At 69.6% G+C, this 19,157-nt stretch carries 14 protein-coding genes and 1 pseudogene; 9 read left to right on the forward strand and 6 right to left on the reverse strand.

Annotated features, from left to right (window positions below; all coding sequences use genetic code 11):
• Positions 1–423 precede the first annotated feature (423 nt).
• The gene (locus ACFYRX_RS32965) at positions 424–1,605 is read right to left on the reverse strand and encodes an ROK family transcriptional regulator (RefSeq protein ID WP_389107674.1); all 1,182 of its coding nucleotides are present in this window, start codon (positions 1,603–1,605) and stop codon (positions 424–426) included.
• A gap of 599 nt (positions 1,606–2,204) precedes the next feature.
• Between ACFYRX_RS32965 and ACFYRX_RS32970 the strand changes: the two genes are divergently transcribed.
• Positions 2,205–2,609, forward strand: a complete 405-nt coding sequence (locus ACFYRX_RS32970) for a DUF4440 domain-containing protein (protein ID WP_389107676.1) — start codon at positions 2,205–2,207, stop codon at positions 2,607–2,609.
• A 538-nt stretch (positions 2,610–3,147) separates the two neighbouring features.
• Entirely contained in the window at positions 3,148–3,879 is a 732-nt protein-coding gene (locus ACFYRX_RS32975) for a dienelactone hydrolase family protein (protein ID WP_389107679.1), read from the forward strand.
• 226 nt (positions 3,880–4,105) lie between these two features.
• On the opposite strand, the gene ACFYRX_RS32980 is transcribed toward ACFYRX_RS32975, so the two are convergent.
• The 3 genes from ACFYRX_RS32980 to ACFYRX_RS32990 all read right to left on the reverse strand — a co-directional run bounded on the left by ACFYRX_RS32980 (position 4,106) and on the right by ACFYRX_RS32990 (position 7,140).
• Positions 4,106–4,717 (reverse strand): HAD family hydrolase, encoded by a 612-nt coding sequence (locus tag ACFYRX_RS32980; protein WP_389107681.1) that lies wholly within the window; start codon positions 4,715–4,717, stop codon positions 4,106–4,108.
• A gap of 36 nt (positions 4,718–4,753) precedes the next feature.
• Positions 4,754–5,740, reverse strand: coding sequence for an LLM class flavin-dependent oxidoreductase (locus ACFYRX_RS32985; RefSeq protein ID WP_389107684.1), 987 nt, complete (start codon positions 5,738–5,740; stop codon positions 4,754–4,756).
• A 161-nt stretch (positions 5,741–5,901) separates the two neighbouring features.
• The gene (locus tag ACFYRX_RS32990) at positions 5,902–7,140 is read right to left on the reverse strand and encodes an MFS transporter (protein ID WP_389107687.1); all 1,239 of its coding nucleotides are present in this window, start codon (positions 7,138–7,140) and stop codon (positions 5,902–5,904) included.
• Positions 7,141–7,230: 90 nt separating this feature from the next.
• Between ACFYRX_RS32990 and ACFYRX_RS32995 the strand changes: the two genes are divergently transcribed.
• Positions 7,231–7,992 (forward strand): DeoR/GlpR family DNA-binding transcription regulator, encoded by a 762-nt coding sequence (locus ACFYRX_RS32995; RefSeq protein WP_389107689.1) that lies wholly within the window; start codon positions 7,231–7,233, stop codon positions 7,990–7,992.
• 16 nt (positions 7,993–8,008) lie between these two features.
• Here the strand turns inward: ACFYRX_RS32995 and ACFYRX_RS33000 are convergent, their stop codons facing one another.
• Positions 8,009–9,589, reverse strand: a complete 1,581-nt coding sequence (locus ACFYRX_RS33000) for a GMC family oxidoreductase (RefSeq protein ID WP_389107692.1) — start codon at positions 9,587–9,589, stop codon at positions 8,009–8,011.
• Between the two features lie 196 nt (positions 9,590–9,785).
• Here ACFYRX_RS33000 and ACFYRX_RS33005 point away from each other — a divergent pair, with 196 nt between their 5' ends.
• Complete coding sequence (locus tag ACFYRX_RS33005; protein WP_389107695.1) at positions 9,786–11,369, forward strand: GMC oxidoreductase; 1,584 nt, start codon at positions 9,786–9,788, stop codon at positions 11,367–11,369.
• A gap of 34 nt (positions 11,370–11,403) precedes the next feature.
• On the opposite strand, the gene ACFYRX_RS33010 is transcribed toward ACFYRX_RS33005, so the two are convergent.
• Positions 11,404–13,011: a PucR family transcriptional regulator gene (locus tag ACFYRX_RS33010; protein WP_389107698.1), complete on the reverse strand. Its 1,608-nt coding sequence runs from the start codon at positions 13,009–13,011 to the stop codon at positions 11,404–11,406.
• A 127-nt stretch (positions 13,012–13,138) separates the two neighbouring features.
• On the opposite strand from ACFYRX_RS33010, the gene hisD reads away from it, so the two are divergent.
• The 5 genes and pseudogenes from hisD to ACFYRX_RS33035 form a co-directional block, all read left to right on the forward strand.
• Positions 13,139–14,464, forward strand: a complete 1,326-nt coding sequence (gene hisD, locus ACFYRX_RS33015; protein ID WP_389107701.1) for a histidinol dehydrogenase — start codon at positions 13,139–13,141, stop codon at positions 14,462–14,464.
• Positions 14,465–14,559: 95 nt separating this feature from the next.
• Positions 14,560–16,170, forward strand: coding sequence for an APC family permease (locus ACFYRX_RS33020; RefSeq protein WP_389107704.1), 1,611 nt, complete (start codon positions 14,560–14,562; stop codon positions 16,168–16,170).
• Positions 16,167–16,835: a ThuA domain-containing protein gene (locus ACFYRX_RS33025; RefSeq protein WP_389107707.1), complete on the forward strand. Its 669-nt coding sequence runs from the start codon at positions 16,167–16,169 to the stop codon at positions 16,833–16,835. Before ACFYRX_RS33020 ends, ACFYRX_RS33025 begins: the two co-directional genes overlap by 4 nt.
• A 51-nt stretch (positions 16,836–16,886) precedes the next feature.
• A complete protein-coding gene (locus ACFYRX_RS33030; RefSeq protein WP_389107710.1) occupies positions 16,887–18,674 on the forward strand; it encodes a thiamine pyrophosphate-binding protein in 1,788 nt (595 codons plus the stop codon).
• 79 nt (positions 18,675–18,753) lie between these two features.
• Positions 18,754–19,008: pseudogene (locus tag ACFYRX_RS33035) on the forward strand (hypothetical protein); the annotation flags it as partial.
• Positions 19,009–19,157: the final 149 nt, after the last annotated feature.

Here is a 19,157-nt window from a genome sequence, read left to right on the forward strand (position 1 = left end):
TGTGGGCGGCTGCGGGAGCCCTGGCGCGGTGTGCGCCGTGTCGGCGCACAGGCTGCTGAGAAGGGCAGGTCAGGCTTGCTCGCCCGGCAACCAGGCGGAGAGGGACGGCCGACGGCCATGCAGGGAAGTGACGACCGCGGACATTTCATGTGCGGCTACGGCGGTGCTGTGGCTGTTGCGCTACGGCGGTGCTGTGGCTGTTGCGGTGGCGCTACGACGGTGTCGTGGCTGGTGCGGTGGCGCCAGGTTGCGCCGGTGGCTCTGCTGATGTCGCCGGGGCGCCGCGGGGTTGCCGCAGCGCACCGGGGTTGCCGGATCGTCGAGAAGGTTGTGCTGCCGCTTGATGGCGGCACTTGGTTGGAGGCGCGCCGCAGGTTGCGCGGGCGCACGTGGTGATCCGCTGCCGACCGGGTCGGCCGGCGGTCAGGCCGGCGAGAAGACGTGGTCGCTGATGAGTCGGGCCGCGCCGATGGCTCCGGCGGCCGGCCCCAACTCCCCCAACACGATCGGCAGATTGCCCGTCGCCAGCGGCAACGACTGCCGGTACACCTGGGTCCGCACACTGGCCAGCAACGTGTGCCCGAGCCCGGTCACGCCGCCACCGATCACCACCAACCCAGGATTGAAGAAACTGACGAGCCCCGCGATGACCTGCCCGAGGCGTTTCCCGCCCTCGCGGATGAGCTCCAGGGCCACCGGGTCCCCGGCCGTCGCGGCGGCCGACACGTCCTCGGCGGTCAGACGCCCGGCTGACTCCAACCGGGCGGCGAGGTGTGCCGAGCGCCCCTCACGCGCGGCCTGCTCAGCGTCACCGGCCAGGGCGGCACCGCTGAAGTGGGCTTCCAGGCAACCCCGATTGCCACACACGCACGCGCGGCCTTCCGGTTCCACCTGGATATGACCGATGTCGCCGGCACTGCCCGTCACCCCGCGGTGGACCTCACCGCCGACGACGATGCCGCAGCCGATACCAGTGCCGATCTTGACGCAGAGGAAGTCGCCCACGGAGCGTGCGACGCCCGCGTGCTGCTCCCCCATCGCCATGAGGTTCACGTCGTTGTCGACCATGACCGGGCAGCCGAGTTCCTGACTGAGCGCCTCCCGTACGGGAAAGCCGTCCCAGCCCGGCATGATCGGCGGAGCCACCGGTACACCCTCGGGGAAGCGGACCGGCCCCGGGACGCCGATGCCGGCGCCGTCGAAACCCTCCGCGAGCCCCGAGGCCCGCAACTTGGCAGCCATGGACAGGACTTGCTCGAAGACCGCGACCGGGCCCTCGCGGACGTCCATCGGCTGGTTCAGATGCCCCAGGACCTCCAACTCGGCATTCGTCACGGCGACACCGATCGATGTGGCACCGATGTCGACGCCGAGGAAACGCAGGGTCGGCGCAAGCCTGATGTTGTGCGAGCGGCGGCCTCCCCGGGACGGGGCCAGCCCGTCCGCGACAATCAGCCCCGTCTCCAGCAGCCGGTCGACCTCGACCGCCAGCTTCGAACGGGACAGGTCCACCAGATCGCCCAGCTGGGCACGGGAGTTGGACCCGTTGTCACGCAGCAGACGAAGCAGGCGCGCCTGATGGGTGTTCTCAGGTCGAGCAGTCATCCGTCTCACGATCCCTCCCCTCACCCACGGCTGGGCCCAGGACGCCTGTCTCCGCCGACCGCGTCGTCAGGCTGTCGGAGAGGAACGTAACAATGATTTTCCGGAGTGGGAAGTACTTCCGCACGAGAAGGGCACCTCTTTTTCCACACTCAGGACAAAGTTTCGCGATCGTTGAGGGCCCACTCAGCTGGCGGTGACCGCGCAACAACGGCCTCGCACCTACCAGGCCTGGGCCTCTTCCGAGAGAGTGACTCTGCCCGCGACCACCGAGCGGCCTGAGCTCTGGCAACGGGCTGTCGACGCCATCCGTCGGGAGCGCCGGCCTGTCAGGGTTGCTTCCTGCTTCGCCGATCGCTACGTCGCTGCGGGAGGAACCGTCACCGAAGATGGCACCGCCCCCTCTACTGGCGGCTGCTGGACGCGCTGCCACGTCTGTCGACGGTTTTGGGCAGCACTAGCGATCACAGAACTCGGAAATATGGATGAGACCCAGCCATGCTGTCGGAGCACGAGACGTGTCCCGGCGCCGTGATGGTGGCCGACGCGCCGGCAGTAGGCGACGATCAGGCGCGAGGCGTTCACCCTTTGGAGGAGTACCCGTGTCCGACGTCAAGGCCGAGCTCGACAAGCTGATGCGTGCTTTCCTCGGCGCCTTCACCAACACCGGTGGCAGCCGGCCGAACGTCGAAGCTGTCCGAGAGGTGTTCATTCCACAAGGAATGATCATCAAAAACGTCGGGGGCGTGCCTGTGATCTACGACCTCGACGCGTTCGTCGAGCCCCGGGAGAAAATCCTCACCGATGGGACGCTGACGGAGTTCTCCGAATGGGAAGTCGCCGATCGGACCGAAGTCTTCGGGTCGATCGCGCACCGGTTCAGCGAATACCGCAAGTCCGGTTTCCTCAACGGCGAGTGGTTCGAGGGCTCCGGATGCAAGACCACCCAGTTCGTCCTGACGCCTGCCGGCTGGAGGATGAGCTCGATGGCCTGGGATGACGTGTAGGGGCCCAACCTCCGCGGTCCGTTCCGAGGCTCCGGCCAGACCGATGCCAACGCCGCCTGTATCGGGTGGAACCCAACACCGTGCTCGCGCATCAAGGCGGTACGACATCCCTGCCCGGGCATCACAGCGGATCGCCGCGTACAGATTGGCGTTGGACTTCGGTGGCACCAGCGCCCCTCACTCGGCTCTCACCGACAGGTGGTGCCAGCTTTGAGTTCTACGCAGTGGGCCGGAGGGGCCGCCAGGTGAGAAACGCGCATCCGGGCCCATGGGGTGTTGGCCCACCCGGCGTTGAGACGTCAGACATCTGACGAGACGCCGTCACACAGCGGACTGGCCAGGGAAAAGACATGGAAGCGGCACTCGGCAACGCCGTGCGGCACTGCGGAAACGGATCGGGGCTCTGACGGTAAATCGGGTGAAGCTCGGCGCCCTGGCTCGACGAGGTGCGACCATCAGCGCTGTGACAGGTCGGGTGCTCCCTCTCGCGTGGTCTGGGAGCGCCTGCCAGAGGGTAGTTCGAAAGGCTTGCAACGCAATGCGCTTCCTCTCCAGGACGTCGTCGGGCGGCGTGATCGAACAGCTCTTCACCCTCGACGAGATCCCCGGCGTGCTGTGGACGCCGGAAAACGCCCACGGCACGCGTCCCTTGATCCTGATGGGACATGGCGGCGGGCAGCACAAGAAGGCTCCCGGCGTCCTTGCTCGAGCGCGTCGCTTCGCCGCCGAGGGTGGGTTTTCGGTCGCCGCGATCGACGTGCCCCACCACGGCACGCGGCCGACGGGCGAGCAGTTCGACCGGCTCGCTGCCGAGTACCAGGCGCGTGTGACCGCCGTAGAGGACACGGCCGAGCTGGACACCGCCTTGTACATGCTGGTAGTCGGGCAGACCGTCGTGGAATGGCAGGCGGTCCTGACCGCACTCCAGCAACTCGACGACATCGGCGACGGACCGGTGGGCTATTGGGGTGTGTCGCTGGGCTGTGCGCTCGGCATACCGCTCGTGGCCGCAGAGCCTCGGGTTCGCGCCGCTGTGCTGGGGCTACAAGGGTCACCCGTGCTGATCGGAACCGCCGCGCAGATCACCGTGCCGGTGCAGTTTCTGGTCCAGTGGGACGATGAGCAGATGCCCCGTGCGCAGAGCCTGGCGTTGTTCGACGCCATCGGTTCTTCGGAAAAGACGCTGCACGCCCATCCGGGCAAGCACGGGGATCTGCCGCGGTACGAGATGGACGACTCACTCCGGTTCTTCGCCCGGCATCTGGGCTGATACGCCTGTGGCCACCAGAAGGTGCCCGTCGCAGATGTGGATGCCGCGGAGCGTGTCGGGCTCCCTGCGGTGGTGGGGCGATGGGAGTTGACGATTGCTCCGCACGGGCACCTCAGCTTCGTGGTCACCGCGTCCGGCCCCGCCGCCCACCGCCGCGGAAGACACGCCGTAGGTGTCGGACGTCCGTGTGTGACGAGAGGCGGGGAGCGCCGGCCGCTCATCGGGTTCACAGCCACGCGTCGACGGCGGCCGCGAGGTCGTCCTGGCTCTGGAAGACGTGCCCGTTCATGCCGACCGCCTGTGCCGCGCGGACGTTCTCCTCGCGGTCGTCGACGAAGAGGAAGTCGGCGGGTGCGGCGCGCAGGGCGACGATGCAGTGCTGGAAGGCGGCCGGGTCGGGCTTGGCCGCACCGATCTTCCCGGAGAACGCCATGTGGTCGAGGTCGTGCAGCCAGGGCTGGGCGGCGAGAAAGGCGTCCGCGTGGTCCGCCGGGATGTTGGACAGCAGGGCGACCCGGGCGCGGTCCCGCAGGTCGCGCACGTAGGTGACCATGCGGTCGTCGACGCGGGACCAGCTGTCGATGTCGGTGAGCCGCAGCTCCTCGGTCGTGCCGGGGTCGACAGGGAGAGACAGCGAGTTCAGTACGTCGGTCCAGTACGCGGACGCGGTGTGCCGGCCGGCGTCGTAGGGCGGGCGGTGTTTCCAGTAGGCCGTGGTGAAGGCGTCGGCGGAGGTGTGGCAGTGGGCGGCCATCTTCTCCAGGGCGCCCGGGCGTTGGTGGCGGGCGATGACCCCGAAGAGGTCGAAGAGCACGATGCGGTGGCGGTCGGTGGGCATGCGGGTCGGCTTCCTTCCGGTTGCGGGGCGTTCGGTTCAGTGCCGGTGGGGCAGGGCGCGGGCGAGGGAGTCGAGGGCGGCCAGGGGGTCGGGGCCCGCCGGGGCGAGCACGACGCTGGTCGCGCCGGCGGCGTGGCGAGCGTCGATCGCCGCGCGGGCCTGGGCGGGGGTGCCGGCGATGCTCAACTGACGGACCCAGTCGGCGGGCATCGTCTGGGCGAAGTGGCGGGCGTCGGGGCTGGCGGCGCGGTGTGCGCGCAGTTCGGCGGCGAAGGGCAGGGGGTCGATGTGCGCGGCCCACTGCGGTTCGCCGACCGATTCCAGGACCGCGCGGACACGGGTCAGGGCGGCTTCCTCGTCGTCGTCCACGGCTGCGGCGTCGTAGACGACGATCTCCCGAGGGTTCGCGGAGGGGCCCAGGTTGTGCAGGGAGGCGGTGATGTAGCCGGGTGCGGCGGGCTCGGCCAGGAGGAGTCCGTCGGCGACCTCGCCCGCGACGGCCTGCGACTTGGGGCCGCGGACGCCGAGAATCACCGGGGGGACGATCTCCGGGATCTCGGTGATGACCACGCCCTCGCAGCGGACGTACCGGCCGTTCTCGGGTCCGGGCTTGCCGGCGATGAGCAGGCGGAGCGCTCTCGCGTACTCCTTGATGAGCGTCAGGGGGCTTTCGGGCCAGGACCCGACCTGGCGCATCCAGCCGGGCATGCCGTGGCCGATGCCCGCGATGAGCCGGCCGGGGTGGAGCTGGGCGAGGGTGGCCAGTTCCATCGCGGCGAAGGCCACGTTGCGGGCGCCGGCGGGCATGATGCCGATCCCGACGGTGAGGTTCGTCGTGGAGGCCAGGACGGTGGCCGCCTGGGCGACACCGCCGCGCCAGCCGAGGTCCTCCACCACCCAGACCTGGTCGAACCCCAGCTCCTCGGCACGCCGGACATAGGGCAGCACCTCGCCGACGGGGAGATCGAGCGGCAGCATGACACCGACGCTGCCGCGGGCGGGCACTGCGGGGAACTCGGACATCGGGGACTCCTTCGGTCGGCTGAGGCCTGCTGAGGTCGGCTGAGGTCTATTGAGGTCGGCTGAGGCCCGTTGAGGTCTGTTGACGTTCTCCCCGGTCCGTGACGACCGGGGAGACATGAGCTTGTGCGGCACGGTTGTCAGGGACCGTGCCGCACAAGCGGTCAGTGGGTGTTGGCTGCCGTCTCGCGCTCGCGGGTGCGGTCGTCCGCCCTCTCGCCCCGGCGGACGACGACGGGGTCGGTGCGCAGGACGCCGGCACCCACGGCGGTGGTCACGCACAGCAGGGCCAACAGGATGAAGGCGTGGTTGAGGGCGACGAGTTGGGTCAGCCAGCCGATCACGGCGGGACCGGCGAGCATGCCGACGTAGCCGAGTCCCGCGACGCGGGAGACGTTGGCCCCGGCTGCGGAGGGGTCGACATGCCCGGCCGCGCTGAACAGTTGCGGGATGCAGCCGGACAGCCCCAGGCCGAACAGCGCCCAGCCGGTGAACACGGCCGTCATCCAGGGGCAGAGGATCACGAGGGTGATGCCGACGGCAGCCGTGGCCGCGCCGTACCGCAGGATCGCCGCGGGACCGAAACGGGCGGCGAAGCGATCGGCGAGCAGTCGGCCGCCGGTCATGGCCGCGGCGAAGGTGCCGTACGCGAAGGCCGCCGTACTGGCGGGCGCGCCCAGGGCGTCCTTCAGGTGCAGGGCGCTCCAGTCGTTGGCAGCGCCTTCGCACAGCATGACCATGAGCGCCAGGACGGCCAGCAGCCAGACCCGGCCCGCGCTGCCGCGGCGTTCGACGGCCGGTGATGTACCGGTCTCCTTCGCGGAGCCGGGGCTCCCGCCAGCGGGAGCGGCAGGCAGCAGGGCACGTTTCGCTGCCAGGGCGACCACGACGCCGGCGGCCCCCATGGCGGCCATGGTCGCGGCCGGGTTCAGGCCGATGCTCGCCGCACCCGCTCCGGCGAGCGCGGCAAGGACACCACCGACGGAGAACGTGGCGTGGAAGCCGGACATGACAGGGCGGCCGTACGCCTTCTCCACGTGTACGGCATGGGCGTTCATGCTCACGTCCAGGCAGCCGTTGCAGAACCCGAAGACCAGCAGCGCGGCGGCGAGCGTCCACAGGTCATGGGCGAGTCCGGGCAGGAACAGGGTCGTGCCGCACAGTGCGCCGCCGGCGGGTACCACGGTGCGGGTGCCGAGGCGGTCGGTCAGGGGGCCCGCCACCTGCATGCCCACGAAGGCCCCGACCCCGAGTACCACCAGCAGGCCGCCGAGCGTGGCGTGACTGATGCCGACGCGCTCCTCGATCGCGGGGATGTGCACCACCCAAGTGCCCATCAAGGTGCCGCACAGGACGAAGTAGACGTAGGTCGCCACGCGGGCGGCTCGCAGGGAACGTTCCATACCGAACAGCGTAACGAACATTTCTGATGTTCGGAAACCGCCCTAGCGAACAGTTTTGTTGTTCATTTCACGGTGGTGTTCAATCGCGGTATGAACAACGCAGACCGGCACGGGCTGATCGCGAAGGTGGTCAGGGACTCCGGGGGCGTCACGGTCCAGGAACTCGCGGAGTTGACCGGCGCATCGGAGATGACCATCCGGCGCGACCTCGACACCCTCGCCGCCCAGGGTGTTCTCGAACGCGTCCGCGGTGGGGCACGCACCCTGCTGCTCCGGGGCGAGGAGCCCCCCTTCAGGTTGCGCGCCCACGAGGCCGTCGACGCCAAACGCCGGATCGCCGCCGAGATCTCCGCGCTCATCGCCGACGGTGAGAGCGTCCTGCTGGACAGCGGCACCACCTGTCTGGAGGTGGCCCGGCTCCTGCGCGAGCGGCCCGTCACCGTGATGCCCCTGTCCCTGCAGGCCATCCACCTGCTCGGCGAGGCCCCCGGCCCGGCCACCCTGGTCGTGCCCGGCGGTCAGCCCCGCGCCGCGGAAGGAGCCCTCACCGGCCCCCTCACGCTCGCCTCCCTGGCCGCCCTGCGCTTCGACACCGCCGTCGTCGGCTGCTGCGGACTGTCCGCGGCCGACGGCCTGACCGCATACGACCTCGACGACGCCGCGGTGAAGAAAGCGGGCATCGCCTCCTCCCGCCGCGTCATCGCCGCCGCCGACGGCAGCAAGCTCGGCCACACCGCCTACGCCCACGTCGGACCTGCCACCCTCGTGCACACCCTCGTCACCGACGCCTCCGCGACCGCCGACGAGGTCACCGCACTCGAGGCGGGCGGAACCGTCGTCCGGACCGTGTGACCTCGCGCCCCGGGCCTCAGGCCGTCGACGCGCGGATGAACGAGGCGGCCCGCTCGCCGATCATGATGGCGGGGGCGTTGGTGTTCCCCGTGACGAGGGTCGGCATGATCGACGTGTCCGCCACACGGACGTTCTCCAGCCCGCGCACCCGCAGTTCGTGGTCGACGACCTTGCCCATCATGCAGGTGCCCGACGGGTGGTAGAAGGAGAACGACTGGGTGCGGATGAAGTCGTCGATGTCCTGGTCACGGTCCGACAGCGGGGCGAGTCCGGCGTCGGCGGCACCGCGCAGGTCCGACCGCAGCAGGGACGTCAGCCGCTGTTCACGGGCGATGCGCATGCACAGCCGGACACCCTCGCGCAGTCGCCTGCGGTCGTCGGGGTCGGCGAGGTAGTTGTGGAAGATGCGCGGCTTGGCGTAGGGGTGGGAGTGCCGCAGTCGCACCGAGCCGCGGCTCGCGGGCCGTGCGACGTAGGGACCGAACGACATTCCCGGTTCCAGCGGCGCGGCGAGACCCTCGTCGCGGACGATCCCCAGCGCGGCGTGGACCTGGATGTCCGGGGCGGGGACATCGTCACTGGAGCTGAAGAAGCCGCCGGTCTCGTTCCAGGCCATCGAGCCGGTGCCCTGCTCGCGCAGGAGCTGTTCCTCCGCTGAGGTGTCCGGTCCCAGGAGCGGCTCGGTGTCGCTGAAGAAGCTGATGAAGCACCCGGTGTGGTCCTGCATGTTCCTGCCGACGTCCGGCAGGTCGTGCAGCGGGGTGATCCCGCCCGCGGTCAGTTCGTCGGCGGGTCCGACACCGGACTGGAGGAGCAGGTGGGGTGAGTTGTAGGCGCCGAGGGACAGCACGATCTCGCGGTCGGCCTGGATGGTCCGGACGGTTCCGAGGTGGTCGACCTCCAGGCCGGCGGCCCTCGAGCCGTCGAAGCGCAGGCGCAGGGCGGTCGTCGAGGGAAGCACGGTGAGGTTCGCCCGATCCGCGGCCGGCTCCAGGAACGCGATCGCGCTGCTGCACCGCAGGCCGCCCCGCTGCGTGACCTGGTGGCAGCCGACGCCCTCCTGCTCGGCTCCGTTGAAATCCGGGTTGTGCTTGTACCCCGCGTCCTGGGCCGCCTCGACCCATGCCGTCAGCAGTGGGTGGACGGAGCGGGGGTTGCTGACGGTCAGGGGGCCGCCGGCGCCGTGGAAGTCGTCCGCTCCGCGCTCGTTGTCCTCGGACTTCCTGAAGAAGGGCAGAACGTCGTCGTACCCCCAGCCCGGGTTGCCGAGCCGCTCCCAGGTGTCGTAGTCGTAGCGGTGCCCGCGGACGTACAGCATCGTGTTCATCGAGCTGGTGCCGCCGATCACCCGGCCACGGGGCAGGTAGGCGCGGCGCCCGCCGAGTCGGGGCTCGGGTTCGGTTTCGAAGTCCCAGTCGTACGTCGTCTTGAGCTGCTGCGAGAACAGCGCCGGTATCTCGAAGAGGCGGCCCCGGGCCGGCGGCCCCGCCTCGATCAGCGCGACTGTGACATCCGGGTCCTCGGACAGCCGGGCCGCCACCGCACAGCCGGCCGAGCCGGCCCCGACGACGACGTAGTCGTACGATTCCCTGTCCATTTCGCCTCCGTGGAACTGCGGTCGCCCTGGTCGGCGCGTGTCGTTCCTGGAGAGGCTAGGGACGCCGAGCACGGCCGGAACATGCACGAAGTGAGCACTTGGGGCGCCAGTCGTTACCCATTCCGTGCATGTGCTGTATCTGCGCCGCTGCTTAGGCTCGCTTCGAACTATCGCGGCAAAGAGGGGATCACGACCCATGTCCGACCCGGTCCGTCAGGATTACACGCCTCCGGAGCTCCGGCCCGAAGCCCTCGTCCCAGTCGGTACCGCCGAGGAGATCAGCACCGATGTCCTGATCATCGGCTCCGGCATGGGCGGGTCCTCGCTGGCCTGGGCGCTGAAGGACTCCGGTCTCGACGTACTCGTCGTGGAGCGGGGCCGTTTCCTTCCCCGTGAACCCGAGAACTCGCAGCCGGCCGAGATGTATCTCAAGGGCCGGTACAAGAACGCCGGTTACTGGTACGACGGCAGCACCGGCAAGCCGTTCGCGCCGGGGGTCTATTACTGGGTGGGCGGAAACACCCGTTTCTACGGCGCCATGCTGCCCCGTTTCCGGCGCAGCGACTTCACCGAGGTGCAACACCACGAGGGTGTCTCGCGCGCCTGGCCCTTCGCCTACGACGACCTGGAGCCCTTCTACACCGCCATGGAGCAGCTGCTCCAGGTGCACGGGCAGACCGGCGAGGACCCGACCGAGCCGCCCCGCTCCAAGCCCTACCCGTATCCGGCGCTCCCGCACGAACCCGAGATCGAGCGGTTCGCCCAGTCGCTGCGCAGACAGCGCCTGCACCCGTTCCACACGCCGAACGCACTGAACATCAGCACGCAGGCCGACCGTGCCGCCGTGACGACCGCCGACGGCTGTCCGGACGAGACGGGCATGAAGTCCGACGCCGAGAACCGGCTCCTGCTCCCCGCGCTGAGCGACGGCGTCAGGATCCTCACCGGTGCGGAGGTCACCCGCCTGATCACCTCGCCCGACGGCCGGAAGATCGTCGCCGCCGAGGCACGGCACGAAGGCCGGATCATACGTGTCAACGCCAAGTCCTTCGCCCTCGCCGGAGGCGCCGTCAACTCGGCCGCGCTGCTGCTGCGTTCGGCCGACGACGCGCACCCCCAGGGGCTCGCCAACTCCTCCGGGCTGCTGGGCCGCAACTACATGGTCCACAACAGCACGTTCTTCGTCGGGGTCCACCCGCTGCGGACCAACCCCACCAAGTGGCAGAAGACGCTCGGCCTGAACGACTTCTACGAATCCGGCCCGGGCACGCGCTTCCCGCTCGGGAACCTCCAGATGCTGGGCAAGCTGCAGGCGCCCATGCTCAAGCCCGCGCGTCCGTGGGCACCGACCTGGGCCCTGAAGCTCATGGCGGCCAGAAGCCTCGACATCTATCTGACCACCGAGGACCTCCCGTCCCGGGACAACCGGGTACGCGTGGACGGCGACCGCATCCTCATCGACTGGACGCCGACCAACGTCGCGCCCCACCACGAACTGGTGCGGCGGGTGACCCGGGCGGTCCGCAAGGCCGGCTATCCGCTGATCTTCACCCAGCGCATGGGCATCGAGACCAACTCCCACATGTGCGGCACGGCCTTGGCGGGCAACGATCCGGCGGAGAGCGTGCTCGATCCCCTGTGCCGCAGTCATGACGTCGACAACCTCTGGGTGACCGACGCGTCGTTCTTCCCGTCCTCGGCGGCGCTCAACCCGGCGTTGACGATCGGGGCGAACGCCCTGCGCATCGCCCCGTCCCTCGCCAGGGCGACGAAGGGCTGACGCCGCGTCGGCGAGGGCGTACGGCGGCCCGAAGTCAGGTCCGCCGCAGCGTCGGCTTGCGCAGCAAGTCATGCCCGCGCACGGCCAGTTGCAGCCGCTGCTGGTTGCTGACCTGTGTGAGATCGAGGCCGAGAATCTCGGAGAGTCTGTCGAGGCGGTGGTAGAGGGTGCGTCGCTGGATGAAGAGCTCCTCCGCCGCCCGTGCCTTGTTGCCACCGTGGTCGAGGAACGTGCGGAGCGTGGGCAGCAGGGGGTTCTTCACCAGCGCGTCGTGCTCCAGGAGCGGACCGAGTTCGTCCTCGACGTACCGTCGGAGCTCGGGGCCCTCGGAGAGCGCGACGAGGAGGCGCAGCGCTCCCAGATCGTCGAAATGACGTACCTCCGTGGTCGAGGCCGCGGCCGCGACGGACGCCGCGCTGCGGCTCTGGCGCAGGGCCAGCGGAAGGGCGGCCGGCTCCACGATCCGGCTGAGGCCGGCCCGGGTCCCGTGATCGGTCAGCAGGCTCTGCACGTGGGTGGCATCGGCGCGGGTGGGCAGGCCCACCACCGCCACGTCGAAGTCTCCGGTGTCGCCGACGACGGCGGGCCATCCGGCCTCCTGCAGCAGGCGGGCGAGGAGGTGGTCCTTGGTGGGCTCCTCGTCCCCGGCCCAGGCCGTGACGACGATCAGGTCCCGTCCGCGCAGGTCCTGGCCGAGCGCGAGGCCGAGGGTGACGAACCGCTCTCCGGTGATGTCGCCGAGCAGCAGCCGGTTGAGCAGTGCCGTCTGGCGCTGGGAGGCGCGGGCGCCGCTCTCCCGCTCGCTCAGCAGCGAGATCGCCACGGCCGCGGCGGCCCGCTCCAGGGTGCGCAGTTCGGGCGGGCTCGGCCGCTGGCCGCCGTGCAGAAGGTGGAGCCAGCCCCATGACTCGCCGCGGAGCACCACGGGCTGGCGGGCGCAGGGCGCGACCTCGCTGAACGAGGCCGCCGGGACGGTGGGGGCCCCGGCGTCCTGGGCCAAGAGCGAGGGATGGCGTTCGTGGATCGCCCGCGAGTGCGCGGTCCACTCGTCCACGACCCGGTCGGCCTCCGGTGTCGCTCCCCCGTACGCCAGCATCTGATGAGTGACGTCCTCCAGCACCACGGGGTGCCCGGTGCGGCGGGCCAGTTCCCTGACCACTCCGACGTAGTCCTCGTCCGCCAGGAGCAGGTCCATGAACGCCTGGCTGGTGGCCTCCTCGGCGATCAGCTGCTTGACGCGCATCCCGACCAGGATTTCGTGGACCTGGGCCGAGGTCTCGACGAACGGGATCTCGTCGGCGAGGCCCACCAGGGGCAGGCCGACCGCCTCGGCCTCCTCGATCACGGCCTCCGGCATGGAGTCGAACACGCGCCCGGCCAGTTCGATGACGAGGACGGCCGCGTGGGCGTCCGCGAGCCGTCGGATGAAGGCCCGCTGCTCGAGAGCGGTCGCGCCCATGCCCAGGCCGGCGGTCAGCAGCATCTCCTGACCCGTGAGAAAGCGGTGGATGTCCGGGATCTCGCCGGTGTGCACCCAGCGCACGGGACGGTCGAGATTCCGCTCCCCGGCGTAGACCCGCACAGCCGTGCGTGTGAACACCTCGAGCTCCAGGACGGCGCGAACCGTCAGGACTTCAGCCATGAGCCACAACCTCGGTGTGTGCAGGATCAGCGGCCAATATTGCACACGTTGTGCCTGTCGCCACACCCCCCGTTTCCCCAGACTTCAGGTCAAGCCCGCAGGCACGACCCCGTGCAAGGAGTGCAGAGTGTCAGCCCAACACCAGACCATCAAGGCTCCTGTCGCCGTGAAGACGTCGCGGACCAGCCGTCCGGAAACCGTCGAGACCGTCGCGGACGTCATCGCCGATGTACGGGCCAACGGCGACGCCGCCGTGCGCCGCTGGTCGCAGAAGTTCGACAACTGGAGCCCGGAGTCCTACCGGCTCGGTCCCGACCAGATCTCCTCCGTGGTCTCCTCCGTCCCCGAGACGGTCCTCGACGACCTGCGGTTCGTCCAGAAGCAGGTGCGCGGCTTCGCCCAGGCGCAGCGCGACTCCCTCACCGCCTTCGAGGTGGAGACACTGCCCGGAGTGTTCCTGGGGCAGCGCAACATCCCCATCGGCGCGGCGGGCGCCTACGTGCCCGGCGGCCGCTACCCCCTCACCGCGTCGGCCCACATGACCGTCCTGACCGCCAAGGTCGCCGGTGTCGAACGGGTCGCCGCGACGACCCCGCCGGACCGGGGCGCGCCGCCGCCCGTCAGCATCGCGGCGATGCACCTGGCGGGGGCCGACGAGATCTACGTCATGGGCGGTGTCCAGGCCGTGGCCGCCCTCGCGCTGGGCACCGAGACGATCGACGCGGTCGACATGCTCGCAGGCCCTGGCAACGCCTACGTGGCGGAGGCCAAGCGCCAGCTCTTCGGCGAGGTCGGCATCGACCTGTTCGCCGGGCCGACGGAGGTCCTGATCGTCGCGGACCACACCGCGGACCCGTTCGTCGTGGCGACGGACCTGCTGTCCCAGGCCGAGCACGGACCCGACTCCCCTGCGGTCCTCATCACGACGTCCGAGGAGGTGGGCGCGCGGACCATCGCCTGGGTGGACAAGTTGCTTCCCGGCCTGTCCACCAAGGAGGTCGCCGGCCCCGCCTGGCGCGACCACGGCGAGGTGATCGTGGTCCCCACCCTGGACGCCGCGTACGCACTCGCCGACGAGTACGCGAGCGAGCACGTCCAGATCCTCACCGCCGAGCCCCGCGAGGCGCTGCACCGGATGCGCAACTACGGCGCCCTGTTCCTCGGGGACAAGACGTGCGTCGCGTACGGCGACAAGGTCATCGGCACCAACCACGTGCTGCCCACCCTCGGAGCGGCCCGGTACACCGGCGGTCTCTGGGTCGGCAAGTACCTCAAGACCGTGACCTACCAGGAGATCAGGGACCCCGGGTCCAGTGCCCGGCTGGGTGAGATCTGCGGCAGGGCTTCACGCATCGAGAACTTCGAGGGACACGCGCGCTCCGGTGACGTCCGCGCCGCGCGCTACGGATCGGCCCGACTGGACTGGACCGACCACACCTTCGAGCAGAGCTGATCCGCGATGACGGATCGCGATTTATGCCGGACCGCAGCAGCAACCCGGCAGCCGTCCGACAAGGAGCACGTCCCCCTCGACCCACGGAGATCAGCATGTCAGCGACCGACAACGAGGCGCACGCGGCGCCCACATCCACCCCCGTAGGCGCGCCGGGCGGGGCCGGGAGCCCCGCCTCCTCGGCAGCAGACGCGGAAATGCTCGCCGTACTCGGCTACGAGCAGAAGTTCGACAGAAAGGTCAGCCTGTGGGCGAACTTCGCCCTCGGCTTCGTCTACCTCTCGCCCCTCGTGGGTGTCGTGTCCCTCTTCGCGCTCGGTCTGGCGACCGCCGGCGGACCGGCCATCTTCTGGATCGGCATCGTCGGCGCCGGGCAGTTCCTGGTCGCACTGGTCTTCGGGGAGGTCGTCTCGCAGTTCCCGCTCGCGGGCGGGCTCTACCAATGGGTCAGACGGCTGTGGAACGGGCGCTACGCCTGGTTCAACGCGTGGACCTACATCTGTTGCATCACCATCGGCATCACCAGCACCGCCCTGTTCAGCTCGGACTTCGTGGCCAGCCTCTTCGCCGGAACCGCCGCCGAGCCCGGCATCAGCTCCACCCCGACCCAGCGCCTGTGGATCGCCATAGGCATGACCGTCGTCTGCCTGATCTGCAACTGCTTCGGCACCAGGACCCTGGCTCTGATCTCGAAGATCGGACTCGCCGCGGAGCTGATCGGCATCGTCCTCGTGGGCCTCTATCTGCTGATCTTCGAACGGCACAACTCCGTCTCGATCTTCTTCCAGACCAGCAGCTCCCACCACGGCAGCTACTTCCTGGCCTTCATCACCGCCTCACTCGTCGGCCTGTTCCTCTTCTACGGCTTCGAGGCGTGCGGCGAGATCGCGGAGGAGGTCCCCAACCCCTCCCGCAGCATCCCGCGGGCCATGCAGCTGACCGTGGCAGTCGGCGGACTTGCCGCTCTCCTCGCGTTCGTCGGGTACGCCCTCGCGGCTCCCGACCTCGCCTCGATCCTCTCGGGCAAGGACACCAACCCGATCCCCTCGATCCTGCAGAGCTCGCTCGGCATCGTCGGCACGAAGCTGGTCCTCGCGGTCACCATCACGTCCTTCATCGCGGGCCTGATGAGCCAGCAGGCCGCCGCCAGCCGGATCGTCTTCTCCTTCGCCCGCGACGACATGTTCCCGGGATCCCGCGTCTTCTCGCAGATCACCCGCAAGCACCGCGTCCCCATGAACGCGCTGCTGGCCGTGAACGTCCTGCCCCTGCTGATCTTCGTGTTCGTCTACTACTCGCCCGACTCGCTCACCAAGATCGTGGCGTTCCAGATGCTGGCCGGATACGCGGCCTTCATGATGGTCGTACTGGCCGCGCTGCGGATGCGTCTGAAGGGCTGGCGCCCCGCCGGAGCCTGGAGCCTCGGCCGCTGGGGCTTCGTGGTCAACGTGGCCGCCCTGGTCTACGGCGTACTCGGCATGGTTCTTCTCGCCTGGCCCACCGGTGACTCCGGAACCCCCTTCGTGGACCGGTGGATCGCGCTCATCGGCTTCCTCGTCGTCTCCGCCGTCGGCCTGGCATACCTGTTGACCGCGAAGCCGGAGCGCAAGTCCACCGCGCCGGAAGGCGACGCCATGGAGGTGGCCGAGCGCCTGCGCAGCCGCGCCGCGGCCCTCGGCATCACGACCAGAGGGAACCCCGCATGACACGCGTCCTGTATCTGTACGGAGGCTGGCCGGGGCACAAGCCCTACCAGGTGGCCGAGGAATGGGCCCTCCCGATCTTCAAGAACCTCGGATTCGACGTCGAGGAGACCAACGACATCTTCGCGCTCGACGCCGACCTCACCGGCTACGACCTCATCGCGCTCAACTGGAACAACGCCCTGCTGTCCGAGGGACTGACAGCCGCCCAGGAGTCGAACCTGCTGGGGGCGGTGGAGAACGGCACCGGGATCGCCGCCTGGCACGGCGCGGCCGCCGCGTTCCGCACCAGCCTCAAGTACCACTGGCTGCTCGGTGGCAGCTTCCTCGAACACCCCGCCGGCGAAGGCGTGAAGTACCCCTACGAGGTCACCCTCACGGACACCGGCCACCCGATCACAGCCGGGGTGAAGGACTTCCGGGTCGCCTCCGAGCAGTACTACATGTCCGTCGACCCCAACAACCACGTCCTGGCCGAGACCGCCTTCACCGGCGAACACCTGCCCTGGCTGGAGGGAAAGACGATTCCGCAGGCATGGACCCGCACCTGGGGCGAGGGCCGCGTCTTCTACAGCGCGGTCGGACACGACCTCGACGACCTCCAGAACCCGGACGTCACCCGCCTGTGCACCCAGGGCTTCGCCTGGGCCGCCCGCCAGAACGCCTGACCCCACGGTCCTTGACCCCACCGTCCGACCCGAGCTGATCGGAAACCCACCATGCCCGTCCTCACCGGAGGCCAGATCGTCGCGCGGACCCTGCGCAACTACGGGGTCGACGTCGTAGCCGGCATCCCCGGCCACGGCATCTGGTCACTGACCGACGCCTTCCTCGACGACGAGTCCAGGATCCCCTTCATCCAGACCTTCCACGAGCAGAGCGCCGTCCACCTCGCGGACGGCTACTACCGCGTCACCGGCCGCCCACAGGCCGCGGTGACCTCCATCGGCGCCGGCGCGAGCAACACCGTCATCGGCATGGGCACCGCGTTCACGGACTCCACCAGCGTCCTCGTCGTGACGGGCGGTCCGCCGACCCACATGCGTGGCCACGGACTGCTGCAGGAGCTCGACCGCTACACGGCCAACGACTTCCCCAAGGTGGCCGAGGCGGTGAGCAAGCGGCACTGGGTCGTCACCCGGGTCGAGGAGCTCCCCTTCGTCCTGCACCGCTGTTTCAACTCCATGCTGACCGGCCGCCCGGGCCCGGTGCACCTCGAAATCCCCATGGACGTCCAGGCCGAGGCAGCGGACGTGCAACTCCACGACCTGGAGCGGCGCATCCCGGTCGGCCGCCAGCACCCCGACCCGGAAGCCGTGGAGCGAGCTGTGGACGTGCTGCGCGCGGCCACCCGGCCGGTCATCGTGGTCGGCGGCGGTGCGATCACCTCCGAGGCGTCCGACCAGGTCCTCGCGCTCGCCGAGCGGTGGCAGATCCCGGTCGTCACCACGTGGAACGGCAAGAGCGCCTTCCCCGAGGACCACAAACTGTTCGCCGGCAGCGTCGGCCAGACCGGCACGATGACCGGCAACGCGATCGCCAGCTCCGCCGACGTCGTCATCTCCGTCGGCTGCCGCTTCACCGACTGGTCCGCCTCCAGCTACGCCAAGGGCGTCAGCTTCTCCATCCCGCCCGCGAAGCTCATCCACATCGACATCGACCCGCACGAGATCGGCAAGAACTACCCCGCCGAAGTGGGCATCGTCGCGGACGCGCAGCGCGCCGTGGCCGCCATCGTCGACTCCCTGCCCGCCAAGGGCGTCGACCGCTCCGAGTACCTCGCCGAACTCGCCCGGCTCAAGCAGGACTGGGAGGAGAAACTCGCCGGCCGCCGCGACAGCGACCGCTTCCCCTTCACCTCCCAGCGCCCGCTCGGCGCCCTGCGCAACGTGCTCCCGCGCGACGCGATCATCGTCGCTGGCTCTGGCAACACCCAGGGGGCGGTCAAGCAGACCTTCCCCGTCTACTCCCCGCGCACCCACCTCACCTCCGGCGGCTTCTCCTCCATGGGCTGGGCGATCCCGGCGGCCGTCGGCGCCAAGCTCGCCCGACCGGACAGCCCGGTCGTGTGTGTCCTCGGCGACGGAGACTTCCTCATGACCTCCCAGGAGATCGCCCTGAGCGTCACCGCCGGCGCCCCGGTGATCTTCGTGATCCAGAACAACGCGGGCTACATGTCGATCCGCGGCGGCCAGCGCAAGCAGACCTCGCGGCACATCGGCACCGAGTTCTCCCACCCCAACGGTTCGCCATACAGCCCCGACTTCGCGGCCATGGGCCGGGCGTTCGGGATCGAGTCGTGGAAGGTCAACGACGCCGCGTCCCTGGAGCCGACGCTGCGCAAGGCGGTCCAGTCCGGGGCACCCGCCGTGATCGAGGTCCCCACGGACCGCGACGCCGCGGGTCCCTGGGTCCCCGGCTGGTGGGACTTCCCGATCCCGGCGTACATCACCGACGAACGCCAGGACGAGTACCACCGCACCCGCGCCACCGAACAGCACCTCTGAGACGGCCCCGCGCCCACCGACAGACGACCGCCCGTGCAGCCGAGCCCCGGCCGCACGGGCGGTCGTCATCGCATCCGGGATGAGTGGACCCGGGAGGAACCCCGTCCCTCAGCACTCGGCCGCCGCCGCATCCCGTACCGACGCCCTGCCCGCCCGTCGGTCGGCCGCCCAACTGGAGGTGCCCGTCAAGCTCGCCGCCTCCGCCCGCCTGGTGCCGGCCGACGTGGAGGACGCCCTCACCCGCATGAGCCTGGGCCGCTACGGCATCTCCCACCTTTACTGCGGGCGCATCGCCCGTGAACGACTCATGATCGTGCCGCAGGCCCGGTACTGCCCGCTGGCAGCAGGCCGTCTGGCGCAGATCCATTCACATCCCACAGTTCTCAATATCAGAACCAATAGATGTTGGATTTCCACATCGGCAATTTCTAGAGTGAACACGCGACGTCGCACTGCACCGCGCAATTGCCAAGGCGTCCGGGA

It is taken from the genome of Streptomyces sp. NPDC005374 (assembly GCF_042872225.1).
Classification (GTDB): Bacteria; Actinomycetota; Actinomycetes; order Streptomycetales; family Streptomycetaceae; genus Streptomyces.

Excerpts from the sequence above, each read along its gene's own strand:
- ACFYRX_RS32995 (WP_389107689.1), top strand. The coding sequence starts at position 7,231 with ATGAACAACGCAGACCGGCACGGGCTGATCGCGAAGGTGGTCAGGGAC.
- ACFYRX_RS33000 (WP_389107692.1), bottom strand. The coding sequence starts at position 9,589 with ATGGACAGGGAATCGTACGACTACGTCGTCGTCGGGGCCGGCTCGGCC.
- ACFYRX_RS33020 (WP_389107704.1), top strand. The coding sequence starts at position 14,560 with ATGTCAGCGACCGACAACGAGGCGCACGCGGCGCCCACATCCACCCCC.
- ACFYRX_RS32975 (WP_389107679.1), top strand. The coding sequence starts at position 3,148 with ATGCGCTTCCTCTCCAGGACGTCGTCGGGCGGCGTGATCGAACAGCTC.
- ACFYRX_RS33025 (WP_389107707.1), top strand. The coding sequence starts at position 16,167 with ATGACACGCGTCCTGTATCTGTACGGAGGCTGGCCGGGGCACAAGCCC.
- ACFYRX_RS32980 (WP_389107681.1), bottom strand. The coding sequence starts at position 4,717 with ATGCCCACCGACCGCCACCGCATCGTGCTCTTCGACCTCTTCGGGGTC.
- ACFYRX_RS32965 (WP_389107674.1), bottom strand. The coding sequence starts at position 1,605 with ATGACTGCTCGACCTGAGAACACCCATCAGGCGCGCCTGCTTCGTCTG.
- ACFYRX_RS33005 (WP_389107695.1), top strand. The coding sequence starts at position 9,786 with ATGTCCGACCCGGTCCGTCAGGATTACACGCCTCCGGAGCTCCGGCCC.
- ACFYRX_RS32990 (WP_389107687.1), bottom strand. The coding sequence starts at position 7,140 with ATGGAACGTTCCCTGCGAGCCGCCCGCGTGGCGACCTACGTCTACTTC.
- ACFYRX_RS33010 (WP_389107698.1), bottom strand. The coding sequence starts at position 13,011 with ATGGCTGAAGTCCTGACGGTTCGCGCCGTCCTGGAGCTCGAGGTGTTC.
- ACFYRX_RS32985 (WP_389107684.1), bottom strand. The coding sequence starts at position 5,740 with ATGTCCGAGTTCCCCGCAGTGCCCGCCCGCGGCAGCGTCGGTGTCATG.
- ACFYRX_RS33030 (WP_389107710.1), top strand. The coding sequence starts at position 16,887 with ATGCCCGTCCTCACCGGAGGCCAGATCGTCGCGCGGACCCTGCGCAAC.